The organism is Flavobacterium sp. (genome assembly GCF_027531905.1).
Taxonomy (GTDB): domain Bacteria; phylum Bacteroidota; class Bacteroidia; order Flavobacteriales; family Flavobacteriaceae; genus Flavobacterium.
In genome coordinates, this window is record NZ_JAPZSU010000012.1 from 60075 (window position 1) to 77388 (window position 17314).

A 17314-nucleotide genomic window follows, 5' to 3' on the forward strand; every position below is an offset into this window, starting at 1 on the left:
TTAGATGAAAACAATTCTGTTTTTTATAGCATAAAGGACTAATCCAATTCTAGTTTTAATTTCTAATTTTTCAAATAGGGATTCTCTGTAGCCATCGATTGTCTTTGGGCTAAGGCACATTTCGTTAGCAATTTCCTTGTATGTTTTTTCGCTACATGCTAATTTAATAAAAATGAGTTCTTTTTCTTTTAAGGTGATTTTTTTACTGTCACTATCAATTTTATTAATCAAAATAGAGGAAACCAACTCTGTAAAATAATAGCCCTTTTCGATTACCGCAATAATTGCTTCTTGAAAGATTTTTGGACTGGTATCCTTTAGTAAATATCCTTTGGCTCCATTGGTTATCATTTTTATGATGGTTTCATCGTCATTTTTTACTGAGAGCGCTATAACGTTCAGGTTGGGCTGGTTTTCCTTTATCCATTTAATGGTGCTTAACCCATCTAAAATAGGCATATTCACATCCAAAAGGACCAAATCGACAATGGTATCGGGGTTTTCCTGAAGATGATGGATAAATTCTTTACCATTCTCAAAGCTGTTTACCACTTCAAAATCATCAAAACTATTGATTAAGAGTTTTAAAGATTGAGAAAAGAGGAGATGATCATCTACTATGATTATTTTATTGGTAGTCTTCATGATTTGGGGATAAAGGATATATTAACTTAATTGAGGTGCCCTTATTGTTGGAATTTATATCTATTGATGCGCCAATAAGCTGGGCTCTTAGTTTCATATTGTTCAATCCAGAACCGGTATATAATTCATTGGTATTGTATCCAATTCCGAAATCTGTTAAGGTTAACAGGAAATAATCTTTTGAAGTTTGAATGGTGATTTCAAAAGTTTCACTGTGCGAATGTTTTAAACTGTTGTGAATGGCTTCTTGAAAAATCCGGTAAATAAATAATTCGTGCTCGAAATCTATCGGTGGTGAAAGACCATCCCAGTTCAAGATGCACTTGATTTTTTTTAACTTTTTAATTTTATCTAAGTCTAATTGAATCGCCTCAATAAAATTGTATTGTAAGGTATTTTCTTTGTTTATTATTGTTGATAAAATTCTAATTTCATCTAATGCGTTGGCGATAAGGTCTTTTAAGTCAATAAGATCTTTGGGTTTGACAATCTTTTTTTCATTATGTAGAAATAAGTTGAGTTGCATTATGGCCACAGATAAAATTTGACCAATATTGTCATGAAGTTCTTTGCTAATTTCGGATAAGGTTTGATCTTTGATTTCTATCCTTGTTTTTACTAGTTCGGATTGAAAGTAATGTTCGGACTTCATTTGTTCAATCAAAAAAGAATTCTTTTTCTTTGAAAAATAGAAGAACAAAGTCAGTAGTATTACAATTAAAGTAAAGAATACTATACTTAGTGAAATAATTAATAGTTGTATCTCTTTTCGCTCCATAAAAATCCAATGATAAAACAGCTGTTCATTAATAGATTCAATATAAAAAGCACTAGGCTAAATATTGATTCATCATTTTTTATTAAAAACCATTTTATGGCCAGCATAAAAGGTAGGAAAGGGACGTGAAAAAGTAAAATTCCAAGGATAAACCAAAAGTAAATGGATTTCTTGAAATTAAGTATTTTTTCGGAATTAAATATTTCTACGAAGTAACAACACGATAAAAGCAAAACAAAAATGACTCCAAGAGCAAAACTATTGGTGAACACCGTATCGTTTTGGTACTGAAAATAGTAAAGGTTAAAAAAGTAGAAAAAATAAAAGGTGATTAAGAAGCTAATAGCAATCCTTTTGCATGCTAATTTTTGTAAGAGCGCATACAATAATAGGATGTAGGCGCTAAAACTAGCGAGCATATAGAAATTATAAACTGGAAAATTGATTAATCCAGTCCATGAAGTAAAATACTTGCCTATAAATTCTGTTAAAAACGAGAATACAATGATATACAATACAAATTTAGCTTTATTATTAGGCAATTTATGATAGAATCGAAATCCTACTAAACTTGATAATAAAGCTAAATAAATAATACAAAATCTTAAATCTTCAAACATTTATTAGATATAAGTGATTGGAGGAGGGTTACCAATGGAGCCATAGTTTAATGGCGCAATATTCAAGGAATCATCATTTTCTGCAGATTTTTCCATTTTGATGTTCTCAGTTGTTTTTTTAATTTTCTTTTTCCCAGTTGGTGCTAAAAATATAGTGGTCAATCCTGCTTTTTCAGCATAAGCTTTGTCTTCAGGATAAGCGCCAAAATGAAAACGTATTCCGTCGATTTCGCCTTTTTGCTTTTTTGCTTCAGCTTTTATATAGGCAATATAGTTTTCTAATTCCACAATAGAAAACCAAATAGCATTGGCATCTTCTTTTTTTATCGCTTCTTTAATCAAAGGATATCTGGTCTTGTTATAATTTTCATTTAGCAATTTAGCAAATTCCTTGGTAATAAGTTGTTTTGGTTTTCCTTGTTTTTGTTCCATAATGTTTTTTAGTTAAGGTTAATTTATAGTAAAAGGTAACAGGACAAAACTATTTTAATTCTTGAGATAGGACAAGGGGAAATTCCCCCTTTTTTTTAGGGTAAATTCAAAACGAAAAATAGGGTGTGTATGCTCTTTTGTGCAAACTTGTTATGACTCAACTTTGTATCAATCCATTTGGTGCACAAAATGGAGAGGTGGAATCTGAAAAACCTTAGTAAGAGAGTAAGAGTTAAATTTTAAAATAATAAGTATGTCAAATTTAATCGCAGAATTAAATAGTTTAGATTTTAGTGTTTACATTGGTGGACCTTTGCAAGCAGCTGTTCAAGCGCAAAACGCAGCCTCTATGGCACAAGTTAATTTTATTCAATCTATTGGATTTGAAGAGGGTGCTTCTCCTACTGATCCAAAAAAATTGCGTTATGTAGATTTCAATTACAAAAAATCAGTACCTAATCCAAATTATGATCCTGATCCTACAAAAGCAAACGATCCAGGAAATACAAAATTTGATGATAAAGAGGTAGAAATTAAAGTTCCGTTTTTGACGATGTTGTCTATTCCAAGTATCAGAATTGAGGAGATGACCATTGATTTCAATGCCAAACTTACTTCTACTGAGACCAAAAGTGTTTCTAGTGAGTTTGCTGCAAGTGCTGAACTGGGTATTAACTACAAAATTGTCAATTTCAAAGCTTCTGCTTCATATAAGAGAACTTCGGTTACTGGTTCCAATGTAGAGAAAACCTATAACCTTGGGGTTCACGTTCGCGCTGTAAATGATGAAATTCCAGCTGGGTTGGATCGAATCTTAACTATGCTAGAAGATAGCATTACGAGTGTAAACGAGTAATAATGTTAAAATAGATTGGCTTTCTATTGATAAGTGATAGAAGCCAATCTATTTAAAAAAAATCAAAAACTATGATAAAATTGAATGATTACTTAGGAAGTATTGTGGCTAGTTTTACCAATGCTAAAATAATGTCTGACCTTCAAACTGTAAAATTGGCTGAAGAATATGCAAAACACGATTATTTGAAGCATTTTTCAATTCCAAGAATGCGAATTGACGATGTTGAAATGACAATTCCAATTGCCTTAGATGAAATTGAAAACATCTCAAAACCTCCAGTAATTGGTTTTGATAGTCTAAAGATTAACACTTTGGTTTATAGTTTTCTATTAGAAAAAATTGGAGTCTTAAAAATCACAAAAGAGCCCTCCAGATTGTTGCAAACGGAAACAGCTAAACAAGTTGGTGTTTTAGAAAAACAAATCAAACTAGCCAATAGTCACGGTCCTGTTTCGGGTTTTTCAAAAGAAATCGTAGTCTATTTTTTAAGGATAATCGAAAAGTATGCTTTGGTGAACAAAGAGGTATTAGCCAAAATGAACATTGAGTTGCTTAGTAAAGATTTGATTGCTGTTGTAACCAAAGAAATTACTATTAATAAAGAAGTTGAAGCTTTGGCCAATCTTAATATTGTTGTTGAAGCCAGTAAATTAAGGGAACTTAAGTCTGAAAATTTGATTTTCATTAAATTGAAAATTTCTGAAAATGGTATGGAGTGGAGTAGATCTGAAAATGCAAATGGAGAAATCGAATCAAAATTATTACCAGAATAGCGATGAAAAAATCAACATTGAATCTAGTTAGTGTTCTAAAAAACAATTTGTTGGAATTCCCAAAAATAACTAGAAGTCTAGAAAATAAGGATCCGTTTTTTGTTGAGAAATTAGCAGCATGGATCCAAAAAAACGAGGAAATATTTAGCACGTATACGATTAGCGAGGTTTCTGAATTATCAGGTTTGTATAGTAAATTGTTGATTCCAAGGTTTTCTGATACTAAAAATAGTTCTTTTAAGAAAGCGCAATTAAAAGCCGCTTCGGAGATATTATATGATTTACAAAGTTTGGTATTGACCGTTTTGAAACCCTTTGAATTGAAAGTTGAAGAATGTAGAGAATTGGTGAAACAGATAGTATTGATCATCAGTCAAGCACAAGTGGTAAAGTACGATGCTAATTTACCATTTGAAAATTTTGTAGATATCATTTGGAAATTTACCCTATCGAATGAACAATTGAAGGCAGGAGCAATAAAATTAAAAACAATGCTAATTATGTCCGATATTCAAATGCTTATTGCAGAGGAAATTGATCTTGAAGATTTTTGATGGTAATTTAATTTATTTTTATAGAAAAGAATGAAAAAGAAGATACTACGTTACGTTTGTAAAAGTTATACAACCCCAAAATAAAAACTATTTTGGGGTTGTCTTTTTCTTTACAACTTTTTTTAAGTTGCTATTATTGGTAAAAAAAATGAGCCCGATATTTTCGAGCTCATTAATATAGTACAATCGTATTCTTTAATATTTTGTTGAGATTATTTTTTTTGATTTTTCTGAGTATCAGCTTTCGCCTTTTCTATTTCTTTTTTGGCTTTTAGAATTTCTTGTTTCGCTTTTTCTATTTCGGCTTTTGCTTTTTGCATTTCAATTTTTGATAGCTCAATTTCTTTTCTAGCACGTTCCATTTCGGCTTGCATGTTTTCTCTGTCGTTGAGAGAGCGTTCTACATCAGCTTGAGCTCTTTTGATTATTTTGTTCACATTTACCTCAGTTCTTCCATCTTTAGTTGTAATTGCGATTACGCCGTTTTTACCATCGTCTCCGTATTTTTCAATAGAGATGTCTCCTTTATATACATCCATTCTTTCGATTGATTTGGAATCTAATTTCGAAGTTAATTCTTCCATAGTGACATCCACTTTTTTCCCATTGATGTAAACTATTGGTTTTTCACCATTTTTACTATTCTTTATGGAAATTGTTTTTTTGACAACTGTGTATGGGGTGTTTGGCGATGTTGAATTATATGGCGTATGAATAGAAGGAGGTACTTTTTCGTTAGCAAATATCGAAGGAGCATCTGGTGCATCTAGTGCATCAGGAACACTTGGAGCATCTGGTGGAGTTAAATCCTCTTCGTCATCACTAAAAGAAAAAGCAAAGTTAGATTCTTCATCATCTGAAGAATTTAGTACTATTCTTTTATTGATTTTAGCATTTGGTTTGTTTTTGCCTGTGTATAATCCAATACTAGTTTTTCCATTTTTGTCTGTGCTTTTTGAAAAAGTAATAGGCTCAATTGGTTTGTCTCCACTAAATTGACTTGTTCCTTTCTTTCCCTGATTGTCATCAAATTGTACTTTGATTCCTGTAATTTCTTGATTAGCATTACGCTTAACTTTCGAAATTTTTAGGTTAATGCCATGTTGGTCTTTCAGTAATTGTGCTTCTTGTTTTAACTTGGCATCAGAAGTGTTTTTGTCTATGACTAAAATGATGTCTTCTGTTGTTGTTTTGGATGATGTAGTGTGTGTTACTGTTTTCTCTTGCGCCAAAACCTTAATTTGGAAAATAAATACAAAGGCGATTAAGGCTGGAAGTATCAGCGCGTACTTCCACGAATTCCATTTTTTTGATTGATTTTTGTTTAACATAACGATTCGTTTTTTGATTAATGATTGATAAAAATGATTGGTAAGGGCAACACAATTTTCGTGTGTTGTTATTTTTAAAAGTGCCATTTGATAGGCCTTTTTGTCGCCTAGTCGTTTGGTAGCTTCGTTATCCGCAATGAATTCAAGGTTTTGAAGTATGGCTCTTTGGTACAACCAAATAAAAGGATTGAACCAAAACACGATACTAAAAAAGCGAATAATCAAAACATCTATGGTATGGTGTTGCTCGCTGTGCACTTTTTCGTGTTCTAAAATGCTTTGTAATTCTGATGGAGAATACAAAGAAGAATTGAAAACAATCGTGTTGAAATACGAAAAAGGCGCTATTTTTTCTGGAACATCAATCAATTTGAAGTCGGCTTGTTGTTGCGCTTTGGTTTTATACAATACTCGATTCAAACTCCAATAATCCATTCCAAATTTGATGAAGAACAAGGCAGAACCTACTATATAAATGGCAATGGCAGACAAATACCAATTTATTTCAAAGGTTTCCTCAGGCGCAACTTCCTGCATTGGCAGTTCAGAAATAGGAAAAGTGAGTGGAGTAGGGGTTACCCAAACAATTTTTGTAATGTAGAATAACGGAAGCACCACAGCTGTTCCTAATCCAGCGAGTAAGAAAAAGCGATTGACTGTAAAGAAAGTTTCTTTTCGTAACAAGAAATAGTAAGCCAAATAAAATAAGGCAATCAAACCGCTTGCTTTTAGTAAGTAGATATAGAGAGTTTCCATAACGCTTATTTTTGTTCAATCATCGCTAATATTTCTCGTAATTCTTCAGCAGATATTTTTTCTTCTTTCGCAAATTGCGATACCATATTCTTGTAGGAACTGCCAAAAAATGTTGCTATGGCATTCGACATGAAGTTCTTGCGATAGTCTTCAATTTTAACGACAGGAAAATATTGATGGGTGTTGCCAAAAGCGTTGTGCGACACATATCCTTTCTCTTCTAGATTTCTAACAATGGTAGAAAGGGTGTTGTAGTGGGGTTGATCTTCGGTGATTTCTGCTTGAATTTCTTTTACAAAAGCTTTTTTAAGCTTCCATAAAATGTGCATAATTTCTTCTTCTTTGTTGGTTAATTTTTGCATCTCGATTAAGTTTGATGTATTGACAAAACAAACCTACAACTATTTTTGTAGTTAACAAACTAAAAATATAGTTATTTAACTAAATTTTAAGTTAGTTGAGATTTTACTATCTCAAAATGCAGTAAAATAGGGAGTTATTGGTTTTCTTTACGAACCAATCGCATTACCCAAATACAACCCAAAATGGATACTACGCCCAAGAAAGCCATAAAAAGCCAATTGTTTTGGTAGCCAAATCGACTGATAATATCCATTCCAGTTTTGGAACTAACGATATGTGCCAAACTAAAACTCATCGTAAAAAGGGCCATATAACGCCCTTCGTGTCCCTTGGGAGCTCGACTCAAAGCAAAAGAATTCGAAAAAGGAAAAATGAACATTTCTCCAAAAGTGATCAACAATAAACTGAGTACTAAAAAACCTACCCAAAATTGAAACAACAGTACCAAGAAACTGATGGACATAAATACACAGCCCCAAAGAATGATTTTCAGCTTGTTCACATTTTTGCGTTGGGAAACACTTACGATAGGCATTTCTAGGAAAAATATAATCAACCCGTTTAACGACAATAGCAATCCACTTTGAAATTCAGTCAAGCCAAATTGTTCTTTATGGTACAAAGGCAAAGTAGTAAACAATTGAAAAAACAATACCGCTGTTATGAAACAAACAAACAAGAAAATCCAAAAAACGGTGTCTTTAAACACTGATATTCTGGTAGCATTGATTTCTTTCAGTTTTTCTTTGTCGATAGTGCTTTTCTTTTCCTTTACCAAAAGGGCAAAAATCAAAATAGAAACAATACAAGAAGCACCGTCTACCCAAAACAATCCTTGATATCCCATCCTCATAATGATTAAACCGCCAAGCGCTGGACCAGCGGCAAGTCCCAGGTTTACAGCCAAACGAACTAAGGTCAAAGCTCTAGTTCTGTTCTCTGGTTTGGCATAAGTACCTAGGGAGACAAACATAGCAGGTCGAAACATGTCGGCTATTGACATGATAAAAAACATGCTAAAACACAGTGCCCAAAAAGAAGTTACATATTGCATAAAAAAAAACAAAACGCCTGTGGTAAACAAACTGAAAATCATTATTTTGTAAAACCCAATTTTGTCGGATAGTTTTCCACCTAGCCAAGAACCGAGCATAGAGCCTAAACCAAAACAGACCATAATCCATCCCACTTGCCCAAACGAAAAACCAAGGTCTTCTTTCAAGTATTTGGACAAAAAAGGCAACACCATCGTTCCAGCTCGATTGATAAAAGTCATCAAAGTAAGTATCCAAATTTCTCTTGAAAAGCCTCGGTAATTGTCAAAATAGCGTTGAATGGCAGTGGTCAGCATCTTTTTTTTCGTTTTGCCAAAGGTAGTAACTTTGACCGGAAGCACTTTGCTGACTGCTAACTTTAAACTATTTTTGCCAAAACGACTCAAAAGATGAAAAAAGCACTTGTTGTATTGATGATTATTTGCTCAAATTGGACTTTCGGACAAGCTCAAAAAGGCAAAGAAGCCGTAGAAAAATTCCAAAAGGAACTCAATGCAGAATATGCTTCTGCTGAAAAAAGTCCTTTGCTCAAAGAGGATTTAGCCGTTTTCAAAAGCTTGGATTTTTTTCCTTACAATCCCAACTTGCAAATTGAAGCTCGTTTTGTTCGTACGCCGAATGAGAAGGTGTTCGAAATGAAAACCTCTACGACAAGAAAACCCTTGTATATTAAATTCGGAGAAGCGCATTTCAATATCGACGGAAAAGCTTTGGTACTCAATATTTATCAAAACATCGAACTTTCCAAAAAGAAAGAATATGTAGACTACTTGTTTTTGCCTTTTTCTGACCTGACTTGCGGCAAAGAAAGTTACATCGGCGGACGCTACATCGATTTGAAAATCCCAACAAGCGATACTATTCTTATCGATTTCAATACGGCTTACAACCCTTATTGCGCTTACAATCACAAATATTCTTGCCCCATAGTGCCGCTTGAAAATGATTTGCCAATAGCCATAAATGCGGGAGTAAAAAAGTTTCACGACTAAATGAAATATTTCAATTTACATACGCACAAAGCCACTCAAAATCCCAACCGAATCGAGTTGGTCAATCAGTATCCAAACGAGTTCGAGAACTCTTTTCCCTATTATTCCATTGGCATTCATCCTTGGTATATTGTGGAGGAGCGAATAGCAAGCGATTTGGAAATCATCGAGCAACAACTCCAAGACCCCAATTGTTTGGCCTTGGGCGAGTGCGGTTTAGACAAGCGAATTGCCATTCCGTTAGAGGTGCAACAAGCCGTTTTTGAACAACAATTGCATTTGGCGCAAAAGTACAACAAACCTGTAGTGATTCATTGTGTGGCGGCGTATCAGGAGGTAATAGCTAGTAGTAAGAAATTAAAAATCACTGTTCCACTACTCATTCACGGATTTTCAAAGAACGAAACCGTGGCGCAATCGTTACTCAACAACGGATTTTATCTGTCCTTTGGGAAGTATTTGGTTCAAAATCCAGCTTTAGCAAGCGTTTTTCAAAAAGTGCCAGACCATCAGTTCTTTCTAGAAACCGATACCATCGAAAACGGAATCGAAGAAGTCTACGCTTTGGCCGCCCAATACAAAAACACAACCGTTGAAGCCATACAGCAGCAAATCAACGCAAACATAAAACGAGTTTTTGGACTACAACTCGATTGATTTTAGAATAAAATGAATTTTTAGGAGCAGAAAAAATAGGCATTTTAGCCAGCAAAGTCCCGTTATCCGCTATATCTTTGCTTTTTTAAAGAAAAAAAGCAAAGGATGCCGCTCCTACCGGGGCTAGAAGGGAAGATTGGGGATTTTTAGGAAACATTGAAAAAAGAAAAAAGATTCTCACTTTGGTTGAAATACAAATAAAAAAAATTAACCACATAGAATTATAGATTAAAAGTAAATCAACCTAGAAAAAATAGAAATAGCACTATTTTTCACATAGATGAGCTATGTGAATAGTAAAACGTCTATTTCTTTCTATTAAAACCTACAAATTCTATGACTCTATGTGGTTAAAAATAAAGTAACTCAAACAGTTTACTACAATTAATAAGTAGCAAAAACTAAAATGACTTAAATGTTTATAAAACAATCAAATAACAAAGAATAACTTTAAACAAAGAATATGGCAGAGTGGACAGAAAGAGCCGAGCTTTTATTTAAAGCCGAAGGATTACAAAAATTACAAAACGCTAAGGTATTAGTCGTAGGACTTGGAGGAGTAGGCTCATTTGCTGCCGAGTTTTTGGCAAGAGCAGGCGTAGGGAATATGACGATTGTCGATGGCGACGTGGTAGACATTACCAATATCAATCGTCAATTACCAGCCTTACATTCCACTGTAGGGCAACCAAAAGTAACCGTCGTTGGCGACCGATTAATGGACATCAATCCCGCACTTAACCTTACTCGAGTAGAAGAATTTTTATCTCCAGAGCGCGCTTTAGAGATTGTTTCTACCGATTATGATTATGTTTTGGACTGTATCGATAGCGTAACTCCTAAATTGAATTTGATTTTGTCAGCCAAAAGAAACAGAGTTAAAATCATCAGTAGTATGGGAGCTGGAGGGAAAATGTTAGCTTCAAAAGTAAAAGTCACAGACATTTCCAAAACAATGAATTGTTACTTCTCCAAAACCATAAGACGTCGCCTAAAAGAATTAAAAATCAACAAACTGAAAGTAGTTTTTTCTTCAGAAATTCAAGACCCAAATAGCTTAAGAATGACTGATGGTTCTAATTTCAAGAAATCATTTTACGGAACCAATAGCTATATGCCAGGTCTTTTTGGCCTGCATGCGGCCGAAACTGTAATTCGTTATTTACTGAAGAATTAGTCCTTAGTAATTAGTTCAATACAAACAAGCAACTCAGAAACTTAGCTTCTTAGCTACTTAGCAACTTAAAAAAATATGATACAAACTGTGATTTTTGATATGGATGGGGTAATTGTAGACACAGAACCTGTTCATCGTTATGCCTATTATCAATTATTTGATGAATTAAATATTACCGTTCCCGAGGAAATGTATACTTCTTTTACAGGTTTTTCAACACGTAATACTTTTCAGTTTTTAAAAAATGAATTTGGTTTATTCCATGAAGTAGAGGATTTGATCCAACGTAAGCGGAACCTTTTTAATGATGCTTTCGATACCAAAGAAGATTTGGAATTGTTGGCCGGTGTTGAAAATTTAATCAAAGATCTTCACCAAAATGAAAAGCAATTAATTGTTGCTTCCTCAGCTTCAAAAGTTACGATTGATCGAGTGTTTAAAAGATTTGATTTGCATCGGTATTTCTCCCACATCGTTAGTGGTGAGGATTTTCCGCAATCCAAACCGCATCCTGCCATTTTTGAGCACGCGGCGAGTCTCTCAATTGCTCCTAAAGAAAACTGTATCGTCATCGAAGACAGTACGAATGGCGTGAAAGCAGCCAATGCCGCTGGAATTTTTTGTGTTGGGTATCAGAGCTTTCATTCCAAAGACCAAAATTTAGCATCTGCTGATTGCATCATTCAAGATTTTAATGAATTGAACGCTGAAACTGTTTCAAAATTGGGTTTTTAAATTTTAATTGTGGAAATATTTGAATCTTATTTGTAAATTTGAGCCACTAACTTAATAAACACATATGAAAAAAATTATTATTGCTTTAGCGATTTTTATTGCGAATTTCACTATCGAAGCACAAGTAAAAACGCCAGCTCCAAGTCCAAAAGCGACCATTATGCAAACAGTAGGTTTGACAGATGTAGAGGTGGTGTATTCAAGACCTGCTGCCAAAGGAAGACCTGTTTTTGGAAACTTAGTTCCTTTTGGAAAACTTTGGAGAACTGGGGCAAATGCCAATACTACCATTTCATTTTCAGATGACGTAGTGATTGATGGTAAAACCTTGAAAAAAGGTAAATATGCTTTGTACACTATTCCAAAAATCGAAAGTTGGGAGATCATTTTCTATTCCACTACCGATAATTGGGGATTACCAGAAGAATTCAAAGAAGCTAATGTGGCTTTGAGAACTACTGTAAAAGAAGAGGCTTTGCCAAAAGCAGTAGAATCTTTCACTATCGGAATCAATAATCTAGATTTGAATTCTGGACATTTGGATATGGCTTGGGAAAACTCTTCTGTTTCTATGAAATTTGAAGTGCCAACTCAAAAAATAGCTACAGCAAGCATTGAAAAAGTATTAGCTGGTCCAACAGCGAATGATTATTTTTCATCTGCACAATATTTATTCCAAGCGAATGGAGATATTACAAAATCAAGAACGTATGTGGACAAAGCTTTAGAATTAAGCACTGAAAAACCATTTTGGTTCTTGCGTTTGAAATCATTGATCCAAGCCAAACAAGGTGATAAAGCTGGGGCTATCGAAACTGCGAAACAATCTCTTGTAGCAGCTGAAGCCGCTAAAAACCAAGATTATGTAAAAATGAATAAAGACAGTATAGCAGAGTGGAGCAAAAAATAAGCTGCAATTGTTATCTTATAAAAAAAGTCCCGTTCTTATGATAAGAACGGGACTTTTTTTGGGTCTAAAGATGAAATATTAACCCAGAATCCGCATTAGACTTCGTAGCGAAACTGAATTATTCAATAAAAGCAAGAGCTCACGGACTATTTTTGAAGAAGGAATACTTTTGTATTTTGAATTTAAAAATGGGAGTAAGTTCTTGCTTTTGAAGAAGAATTTAGTTGTAGTAGATTTCTAATGCGGAATCTGGGATTAATTACTTTCTATTTCTATTTTCTTTTTACACAACATTTGAATCAAAATAGATAGTACAATAGTTAATAGCGCACCAATAAAATTCAACCACAGATACCCTAATTTTTCTTCGTCGCTCGGATAGATGTAAATAGCAAAATAGTAGATGATAAAAATGGTAATTTGACTAATCACTGCACTATAGAACACGGCTTGTGATTGCACTTTTTTGAGATAAAAACCGACCAAAAAGATACCCAATACGGTTCCGTAAAATATAGAACCAATGATGTTAACCAACTGAATTAAGTTCTCGAATAAAGTACCAATACAAGCAAATAGAATAGCAATTACTCCCCACATCAAAGTGAAAAACTTCGTAGCATTTAAATAATGGGTCTCTGATTTTTCGGTTTTGAGATTGCGTTTGTAAATGTCAATTGCTGTGGTTGAAGCCAAAGCACTCAATCCAGAAGCCGTCGAGGACATAGCTGCTGAAAGAATAACCGCCAACAACAAACCAATTAAACCCTTGGGAAGATAGTTGAGTACAAAATGGAAAAAGACATAATCTTTATCATTCGTTTCGCTATCTGGGTCGGCTTTGGTGATAATGTCTTTGGCGCGGTCGCGTAAATCTTTTTCTTTATTCGATAAAGCAACTAATTCCTTGCGCAAAGTTGGGTTGTCATAATCCTGATTCAATTGGTCGATGTACAAAAGATTAATTACTTTCTTGTCTTCAGAAAGCGCATTAAGTTTGTTTTCTAAGGTTTGATATTCCTTTTTGTATTTCGAATTTTCAATTACGGTTTTGTTATTCGGATTGAAGTTAAGCGGAACAGGATTGAATTGAAAAAAGACAAAAACCATAACACCAGTCAATAAGATAAAGAATTGCATAGGAACTTTGAGCAGCCCATTCATAATCAATCCCATTTGACTTTCTCGAACCGATTTTCCAGACAGATAACGCCCCACTTGTGATTGGTCGGTTCCAAAATACGCCAAAGCCAAGAAAAAGCCTCCCGTAATTCCACTCCAAAACGTATACTTTTGTTCTGGGTCAAAAGAAAAATCTACAATGTTCATTTTGTCATTGGCTCCTGCAATGTGCAAGGCACTAGAAAAAGTCATATCGTTGGGTAAGTAGTGTAAGATTAAGAAAAAAGTGATGAACATACCAGACATTATTACAAACATCTGTTGTTTTTGCGTCACGTTTACAGCCTTGGTACCTCCAGAAAAAGTATAAATAATCACCGAAATACCAATGAAAATGTTCATATAGGTCAAGTTCCAACCCAATATAGCCGATAAAATAATTGCGGGTGCGTAGATGGTCAAGCCAGTGCCTAATCCGCGTTGGACTAAGAACAAAACCGCTGCTAAGGAACGAGTTTTTAAATCAAATCGTTTTTCTAAATATTCGTAGGCTGTATAGACTTTGTATTTATGATATATAGGAATGAAGGTCACACATATTAATACCATTGCAATGGGTAATCCAAAATAGAATTGCACAAATCCCATACCATCGTGATACGCTTGCCCAGGAGTGGACAAGAAAGTGATTGCACTAGCTTGAGTTGCCATCACAGAAAGACCAACAACGTGCCAAGGCGTTTCGTTATTACCCAAAATGAAATCTTCAACGTTTTTACTTCCTTTGGTTTTCCAAACGCCATAAATGACAATGAATAAAAGGGTGGTCAATAAAATAATCCAATCAAATAATTGCATAAGCTAGGCGTATAATTTCATAATGAGACAAAAAATCAATATGTAGACGATATTGGCCACCAATACATAGGTGTAGTCCTTTTTCCAAATTTTTTCTTTCTTGGGTTCCATAGCGGGTCTTTAGTTGTTAATTTTTGGAGCAGGCATTTTGGTCTCTGATTTTACAGAAATGGTATTGGCCATCAATTTAAAAGCACCAAGAACACCTTCTGGTAGTTCTCTAAAAAAGCTTAATCCAGTGTAAATATAATTGCCTTTTCCGTAAGGTGCTACTAACAAAGCTCCGTTTTTAGGAGTTTCGCCTTTGTCATTAGAAGACAAGATAGGAGTGAAGGCAGCATCAAAAGTATTAGGATAATACAATCCTTGTTCTTGTTTCCAGCCTTTGAAATCATTGGCAGTAATCTTATTTGGGTAATTCAAAATAGGATGATTAGGAGCCAAGAAACGAACTTCGGCATCTTCTTCCGTTACTCGGTCACGAGAAACTTTTAGCGGATAAGGAGCCAGATTGGGAGTTACTAAATCATCGGTAGTGTTATACTGAACAATCATTGTTTTTCCTTCTTTGACAAATTCAAATAAAAGCGCTTGTTTGTTAGCCAAAGCCTGAACGGTATTGTAGGCTCGAACTCCAGTCATCACTACATCAAACGTAGCCAAACGCTCGGGTGTGATTTCTTCGGGTTTCAAAATAGTGACTTGATAGCCCATTTGCTCTAAGCTTGCGGGGACTTCATCACCCGCACCCATAATGTAGGCGATTTTTTCATTATTGGTTTTCAAATCTACACGCAAGAACTTAGCCTCTGCATTTTTAAGAATTTGTTGCTTGGTAATATGATTAAAATCGATAGTGATTTGGCTTTTGTTCAATTGTTTGTCTCCAATAACCACGATGCTTTTGGCTACAATCTCTTGATTGTTTTTAGGTGGAGTTACGGTAAAATAAACGGTTTTTTCACTTCCTTTTTTATCCAAATTCACTTCGATAAAAGCGGGATTTATTTTCCAATCTTTTCCTAAATCCAATTGAACGATTCCTTTTATTGCATCTTTACCAGCTTTGACTTTCACACCAACGGTTTTGCTTTTTTCATTGGTAAATAACAAAACTTTTTCAGTAAACGTTGAGGTGGCTTCGGGAACGATATCCAAGAAATTGTACATTTCGCCTTTTACATCGTCATTGTATTTGTAAACGACTGTTCGTTCAAAGGGAATTTCAACACCTTCAATGCTTACAGTAAATACAACTTTCGCATCTCTTTCTTTTTCGGGTAGTCCAATTTCAGTAGGATTACTTACAGTATACATTCCCACAGTAGCTTCTTCTGCCAACCAATATGGTTGTGTGTAGGCTATGGTTTCTGGCAGTTGCAAATCAAGGGCAAAGTTGAGTAATTGGTTAGGTTGCAAAGGTGTATTCTGTAACGTTGTGCTTTGGTTAGGCAAGGTGGTTACACTTTTCAATACCATCGGAATTGAAGAACGATTGATGGCTTCTATCTTTAATTTCAGACTACTTCCAGGCGTCGTTTCTTGCGTTGGAGCAACAGCTTCTAGGTATAAACCAGCGCAGGCTGCAATTATTTTTTTGGTTTCGGCGGCTTTTTGTTTCGACCAATGATTTTCGTCTAATTGCAACATCATTTGGTAGGCTTTGACTAGTTTTGGAATGCTAGCTGCAGGATTGTTATGATTGAATTCTTTGCTAATCAAATTTAGGAGTTCACCAATGGCTTTTCCGCCTTTAACACGATTCCAGCTCGTATCAATTCCGTCAAAAAGAGAACCGTTTGTAGGTACTCTTTCGCCATTTAAAAATTCTAAATATTCCGTTTCTTCACCACGCGTTCCTGTGCTTCCAAATCCTTGTGATTGATGTGAACTTCTGCTTAATGCGGCAATTTCTTGGTTGGATTTTCCAATATTTGGATAATAAACTCCAGTTTGCATTGCAATTAGGTTGGTTTTGTCCGCGGCATTAAATTTTTCTTGTGAGCCATAAAACCACCAAGAGGTATTGAAAAACTGGCGTTTGGCTTGCCAAGGTTGAACGTATTTAAGCTGTTCAGGATAAACTGAAGGATTATTGGTCAAATTAAAACTTTCCACACTCAACATTGCAGAAGCGGTGTGATGGCCGTGAGTAGTTCCTGGAGAACGATGGTCAAAACGGTTGATGATTACATCGGGTTGGAATTTACGAATTGCCCAAACTACATCAGCAAGGACTTTTTCTTTGTCCCAAATGGCTAAAGTTTCAGTTGGATTTTTGGAGAAACCAAAATCATTGGCTCTAGAAAAAAGTTGTTCTCCGCCATCAATTTTTCGTGCTTCTATAAGTTCTTGAGTACGAATTACTCCAAGCAGTTCGCGCAATTGTGCTCCAATTAGATTTTGTCCTCCATCGCCTCGAGTTAGCGACAAATAGGCTGTTCTGGCTTTGGTTTCATTGGCTAAATACGAAATCAATCGGGTATTTTCGTCATCTGGATGTGCTGCGACATAGAGTACGGAACCCAGAAAATTGAGTTTTTGAATTTGATTGTAAATTTCAACCGAGTTGGGTTTTGTAGGTTTTTGTGCAAAAGCTAGGGTAGTGGATAGTAATAAAAGGAAGGCCGTTTTAACTATTGACTGCTGCATAGAGTTTTTTGTTATTGATACATTTCAAAAATAGTAATTAAGAGT

16 protein-coding genes are annotated in these 17314 nt (G+C 34.8%); 8 read left to right on the top strand and 8 right to left on the bottom strand.

Going from position 1 to position 17314, the window contains the following annotated elements; translation table 11 throughout:
* The 3 genes from O9307_RS03870 to O9307_RS03880 form a co-directional block, all read right to left on the bottom strand.
* The gene (locus O9307_RS03870; protein ID WP_298295524.1) at nucleotides 1-645 is read right to left on the bottom strand and encodes a response regulator transcription factor; all 645 of its coding nucleotides are present in this window, start codon (nucleotides 643-645) and stop codon (nucleotides 1-3) included.
* Nucleotides 629-1297 carry an ATP-binding protein gene (locus O9307_RS03875; protein WP_298295526.1) on the bottom strand — a complete coding sequence of 223 codons (669 nt, stop codon included), beginning with the start codon at nucleotides 1295-1297 and terminating at the stop codon, nucleotides 629-631. The genes O9307_RS03870 and O9307_RS03875 overlap by 17 nt, the downstream gene beginning before the upstream one ends.
* A 749-nt stretch (nucleotides 1298-2046) precedes the next feature.
* On the bottom strand, nucleotides 2047-2475 hold the full coding sequence (locus tag O9307_RS03880) for a hypothetical protein (protein WP_298295528.1): 429 nt from the start codon (nucleotides 2473-2475) through the stop codon (nucleotides 2047-2049).
* Nucleotides 2476-2728: 253 nt separating this feature from the next.
* On the opposite strand from O9307_RS03880, the gene O9307_RS03885 reads away from it, so the two are divergent.
* From O9307_RS03885 to O9307_RS03895, 3 genes are all read left to right on the top strand, one after another.
* Nucleotides 2729-3331 (top strand): DUF2589 domain-containing protein, encoded by a 603-nt coding sequence (locus O9307_RS03885; RefSeq protein WP_298295530.1) that lies wholly within the window; start codon nucleotides 2729-2731, stop codon nucleotides 3329-3331.
* Between the two features lie 71 nt (nucleotides 3332-3402).
* A complete protein-coding gene (locus O9307_RS03890; protein ID WP_298295532.1) occupies nucleotides 3403-4107 on the top strand; it encodes a hypothetical protein in 705 nt (234 codons plus the stop codon).
* Nucleotides 4108-4109: 2 nt separating this feature from the next.
* Nucleotides 4110-4661: a hypothetical protein gene (locus O9307_RS03895; protein WP_298295534.1), complete on the top strand. Its 552-nt coding sequence runs from the start codon at nucleotides 4110-4112 to the stop codon at nucleotides 4659-4661.
* 212 nt (nucleotides 4662-4873) lie between these two features.
* Here the strand turns inward: O9307_RS03895 and O9307_RS03900 are convergent, their stop codons facing one another.
* From O9307_RS03900 to O9307_RS03910, 3 genes are all read right to left on the bottom strand, one after another.
* Entirely contained in the window at nucleotides 4874-6748 is a 1875-nt protein-coding gene (locus tag O9307_RS03900) for a M56 family metallopeptidase (RefSeq protein ID WP_298295536.1), read from the bottom strand.
* Between the two features lie 5 nt (nucleotides 6749-6753).
* Nucleotides 6754-7110 carry a BlaI/MecI/CopY family transcriptional regulator gene (locus O9307_RS03905; RefSeq protein WP_298295538.1) on the bottom strand — a complete coding sequence of 119 codons (357 nt, stop codon included), beginning with the start codon at nucleotides 7108-7110 and terminating at the stop codon, nucleotides 6754-6756.
* A 134-nt stretch (nucleotides 7111-7244) separates the two neighbouring features.
* Nucleotides 7245-8462: an MFS transporter gene (locus O9307_RS03910; RefSeq protein ID WP_298295540.1), complete on the bottom strand. Its 1218-nt coding sequence runs from the start codon at nucleotides 8460-8462 to the stop codon at nucleotides 7245-7247.
* A 93-nt stretch (nucleotides 8463-8555) separates the two neighbouring features.
* Here O9307_RS03910 and O9307_RS03915 point away from each other — a divergent pair, with 93 nt between their 5' ends.
* From O9307_RS03915 to O9307_RS03935, 5 genes are all read left to right on the top strand, one after another.
* A complete protein-coding gene (locus tag O9307_RS03915; protein WP_298295542.1) occupies nucleotides 8556-9158 on the top strand; it encodes a DUF1684 domain-containing protein in 603 nt (200 codons plus the stop codon).
* Nucleotides 9159-9815 carry a TatD family hydrolase gene (locus O9307_RS03920; protein ID WP_298295544.1) on the top strand — a complete coding sequence of 219 codons (657 nt, stop codon included), beginning with the start codon at nucleotides 9159-9161 and terminating at the stop codon, nucleotides 9813-9815. It begins immediately after the preceding gene.
* 463 nt (nucleotides 9816-10278) lie between these two features.
* A complete protein-coding gene (locus O9307_RS03925) occupies nucleotides 10279-10992 on the top strand; it encodes a tRNA threonylcarbamoyladenosine dehydratase (protein ID WP_298295546.1) in 714 nt (237 codons plus the stop codon).
* Nucleotides 10993-11067: 75 nt separating this feature from the next.
* On the top strand, nucleotides 11068-11727 hold the full coding sequence (locus O9307_RS03930) for an HAD-IA family hydrolase (RefSeq protein WP_298295548.1): 660 nt from the start codon (nucleotides 11068-11070) through the stop codon (nucleotides 11725-11727).
* A gap of 64 nt (nucleotides 11728-11791) precedes the next feature.
* A complete protein-coding gene (locus O9307_RS03935; protein WP_298295550.1) occupies nucleotides 11792-12637 on the top strand; it encodes a DUF2911 domain-containing protein in 846 nt (281 codons plus the stop codon).
* A gap of 255 nt (nucleotides 12638-12892) precedes the next feature.
* Here the strand turns inward: O9307_RS03935 and O9307_RS03940 are convergent, their stop codons facing one another.
* Nucleotides 12893-14617: a sodium:solute symporter gene (locus tag O9307_RS03940; protein WP_298295552.1), complete on the bottom strand. Its 1725-nt coding sequence runs from the start codon at nucleotides 14615-14617 to the stop codon at nucleotides 12893-12895.
* Nucleotides 14618-14737: 120 nt separating this feature from the next.
* Entirely contained in the window at nucleotides 14738-17269 is a 2532-nt protein-coding gene (locus O9307_RS03945; RefSeq protein ID WP_298295554.1) for a PIG-L family deacetylase, read from the bottom strand.
* Nucleotides 17270-17314: the final 45 nt, after the last annotated feature.

Excerpts from the sequence above, each read along its gene's own strand:
- O9307_RS03870 (WP_298295524.1), bottom strand. The coding sequence starts at position 645 with ATGAAGACTACCAATAAAATAATCATAGTAGATGATCATCTCCTCTTT.
- O9307_RS03875 (WP_298295526.1), bottom strand. The coding sequence starts at position 1,297 with ATGAAGTCCGAACATTACTTTCAATCCGAACTAGTAAAAACAAGGATA.
- O9307_RS03880 (WP_298295528.1), bottom strand. The coding sequence starts at position 2,475 with ATGGAACAAAAACAAGGAAAACCAAAACAACTTATTACCAAGGAATTT.
- O9307_RS03885 (WP_298295530.1), top strand. The coding sequence starts at position 2,729 with ATGTCAAATTTAATCGCAGAATTAAATAGTTTAGATTTTAGTGTTTAC.
- O9307_RS03890 (WP_298295532.1), top strand. The coding sequence starts at position 3,403 with ATGATAAAATTGAATGATTACTTAGGAAGTATTGTGGCTAGTTTTACC.
- O9307_RS03895 (WP_298295534.1), top strand. The coding sequence starts at position 4,110 with ATGAAAAAATCAACATTGAATCTAGTTAGTGTTCTAAAAAACAATTTG.
- O9307_RS03900 (WP_298295536.1), bottom strand. The coding sequence starts at position 6,748 with ATGGAAACTCTCTATATCTACTTACTAAAAGCAAGCGGTTTGATTGCC.
- O9307_RS03905 (WP_298295538.1), bottom strand. The coding sequence starts at position 7,110 with ATGCAAAAATTAACCAACAAAGAAGAAGAAATTATGCACATTTTATGG.
- O9307_RS03910 (WP_298295540.1), bottom strand. The coding sequence starts at position 8,462 with ATGCTGACCACTGCCATTCAACGCTATTTTGACAATTACCGAGGCTTT.
- O9307_RS03915 (WP_298295542.1), top strand. The coding sequence starts at position 8,556 with ATGAAAAAAGCACTTGTTGTATTGATGATTATTTGCTCAAATTGGACT.
- O9307_RS03920 (WP_298295544.1), top strand. The coding sequence starts at position 9,159 with ATGAAATATTTCAATTTACATACGCACAAAGCCACTCAAAATCCCAAC.
- O9307_RS03925 (WP_298295546.1), top strand. The coding sequence starts at position 10,279 with ATGGCAGAGTGGACAGAAAGAGCCGAGCTTTTATTTAAAGCCGAAGGA.
- O9307_RS03930 (WP_298295548.1), top strand. The coding sequence starts at position 11,068 with ATGATACAAACTGTGATTTTTGATATGGATGGGGTAATTGTAGACACA.
- O9307_RS03935 (WP_298295550.1), top strand. The coding sequence starts at position 11,792 with ATGAAAAAAATTATTATTGCTTTAGCGATTTTTATTGCGAATTTCACT.
- O9307_RS03940 (WP_298295552.1), bottom strand. The coding sequence starts at position 14,617 with ATGCAATTATTTGATTGGATTATTTTATTGACCACCCTTTTATTCATT.
- O9307_RS03945 (WP_298295554.1), bottom strand. The coding sequence starts at position 17,269 with ATGCAGCAGTCAATAGTTAAAACGGCCTTCCTTTTATTACTATCCACT.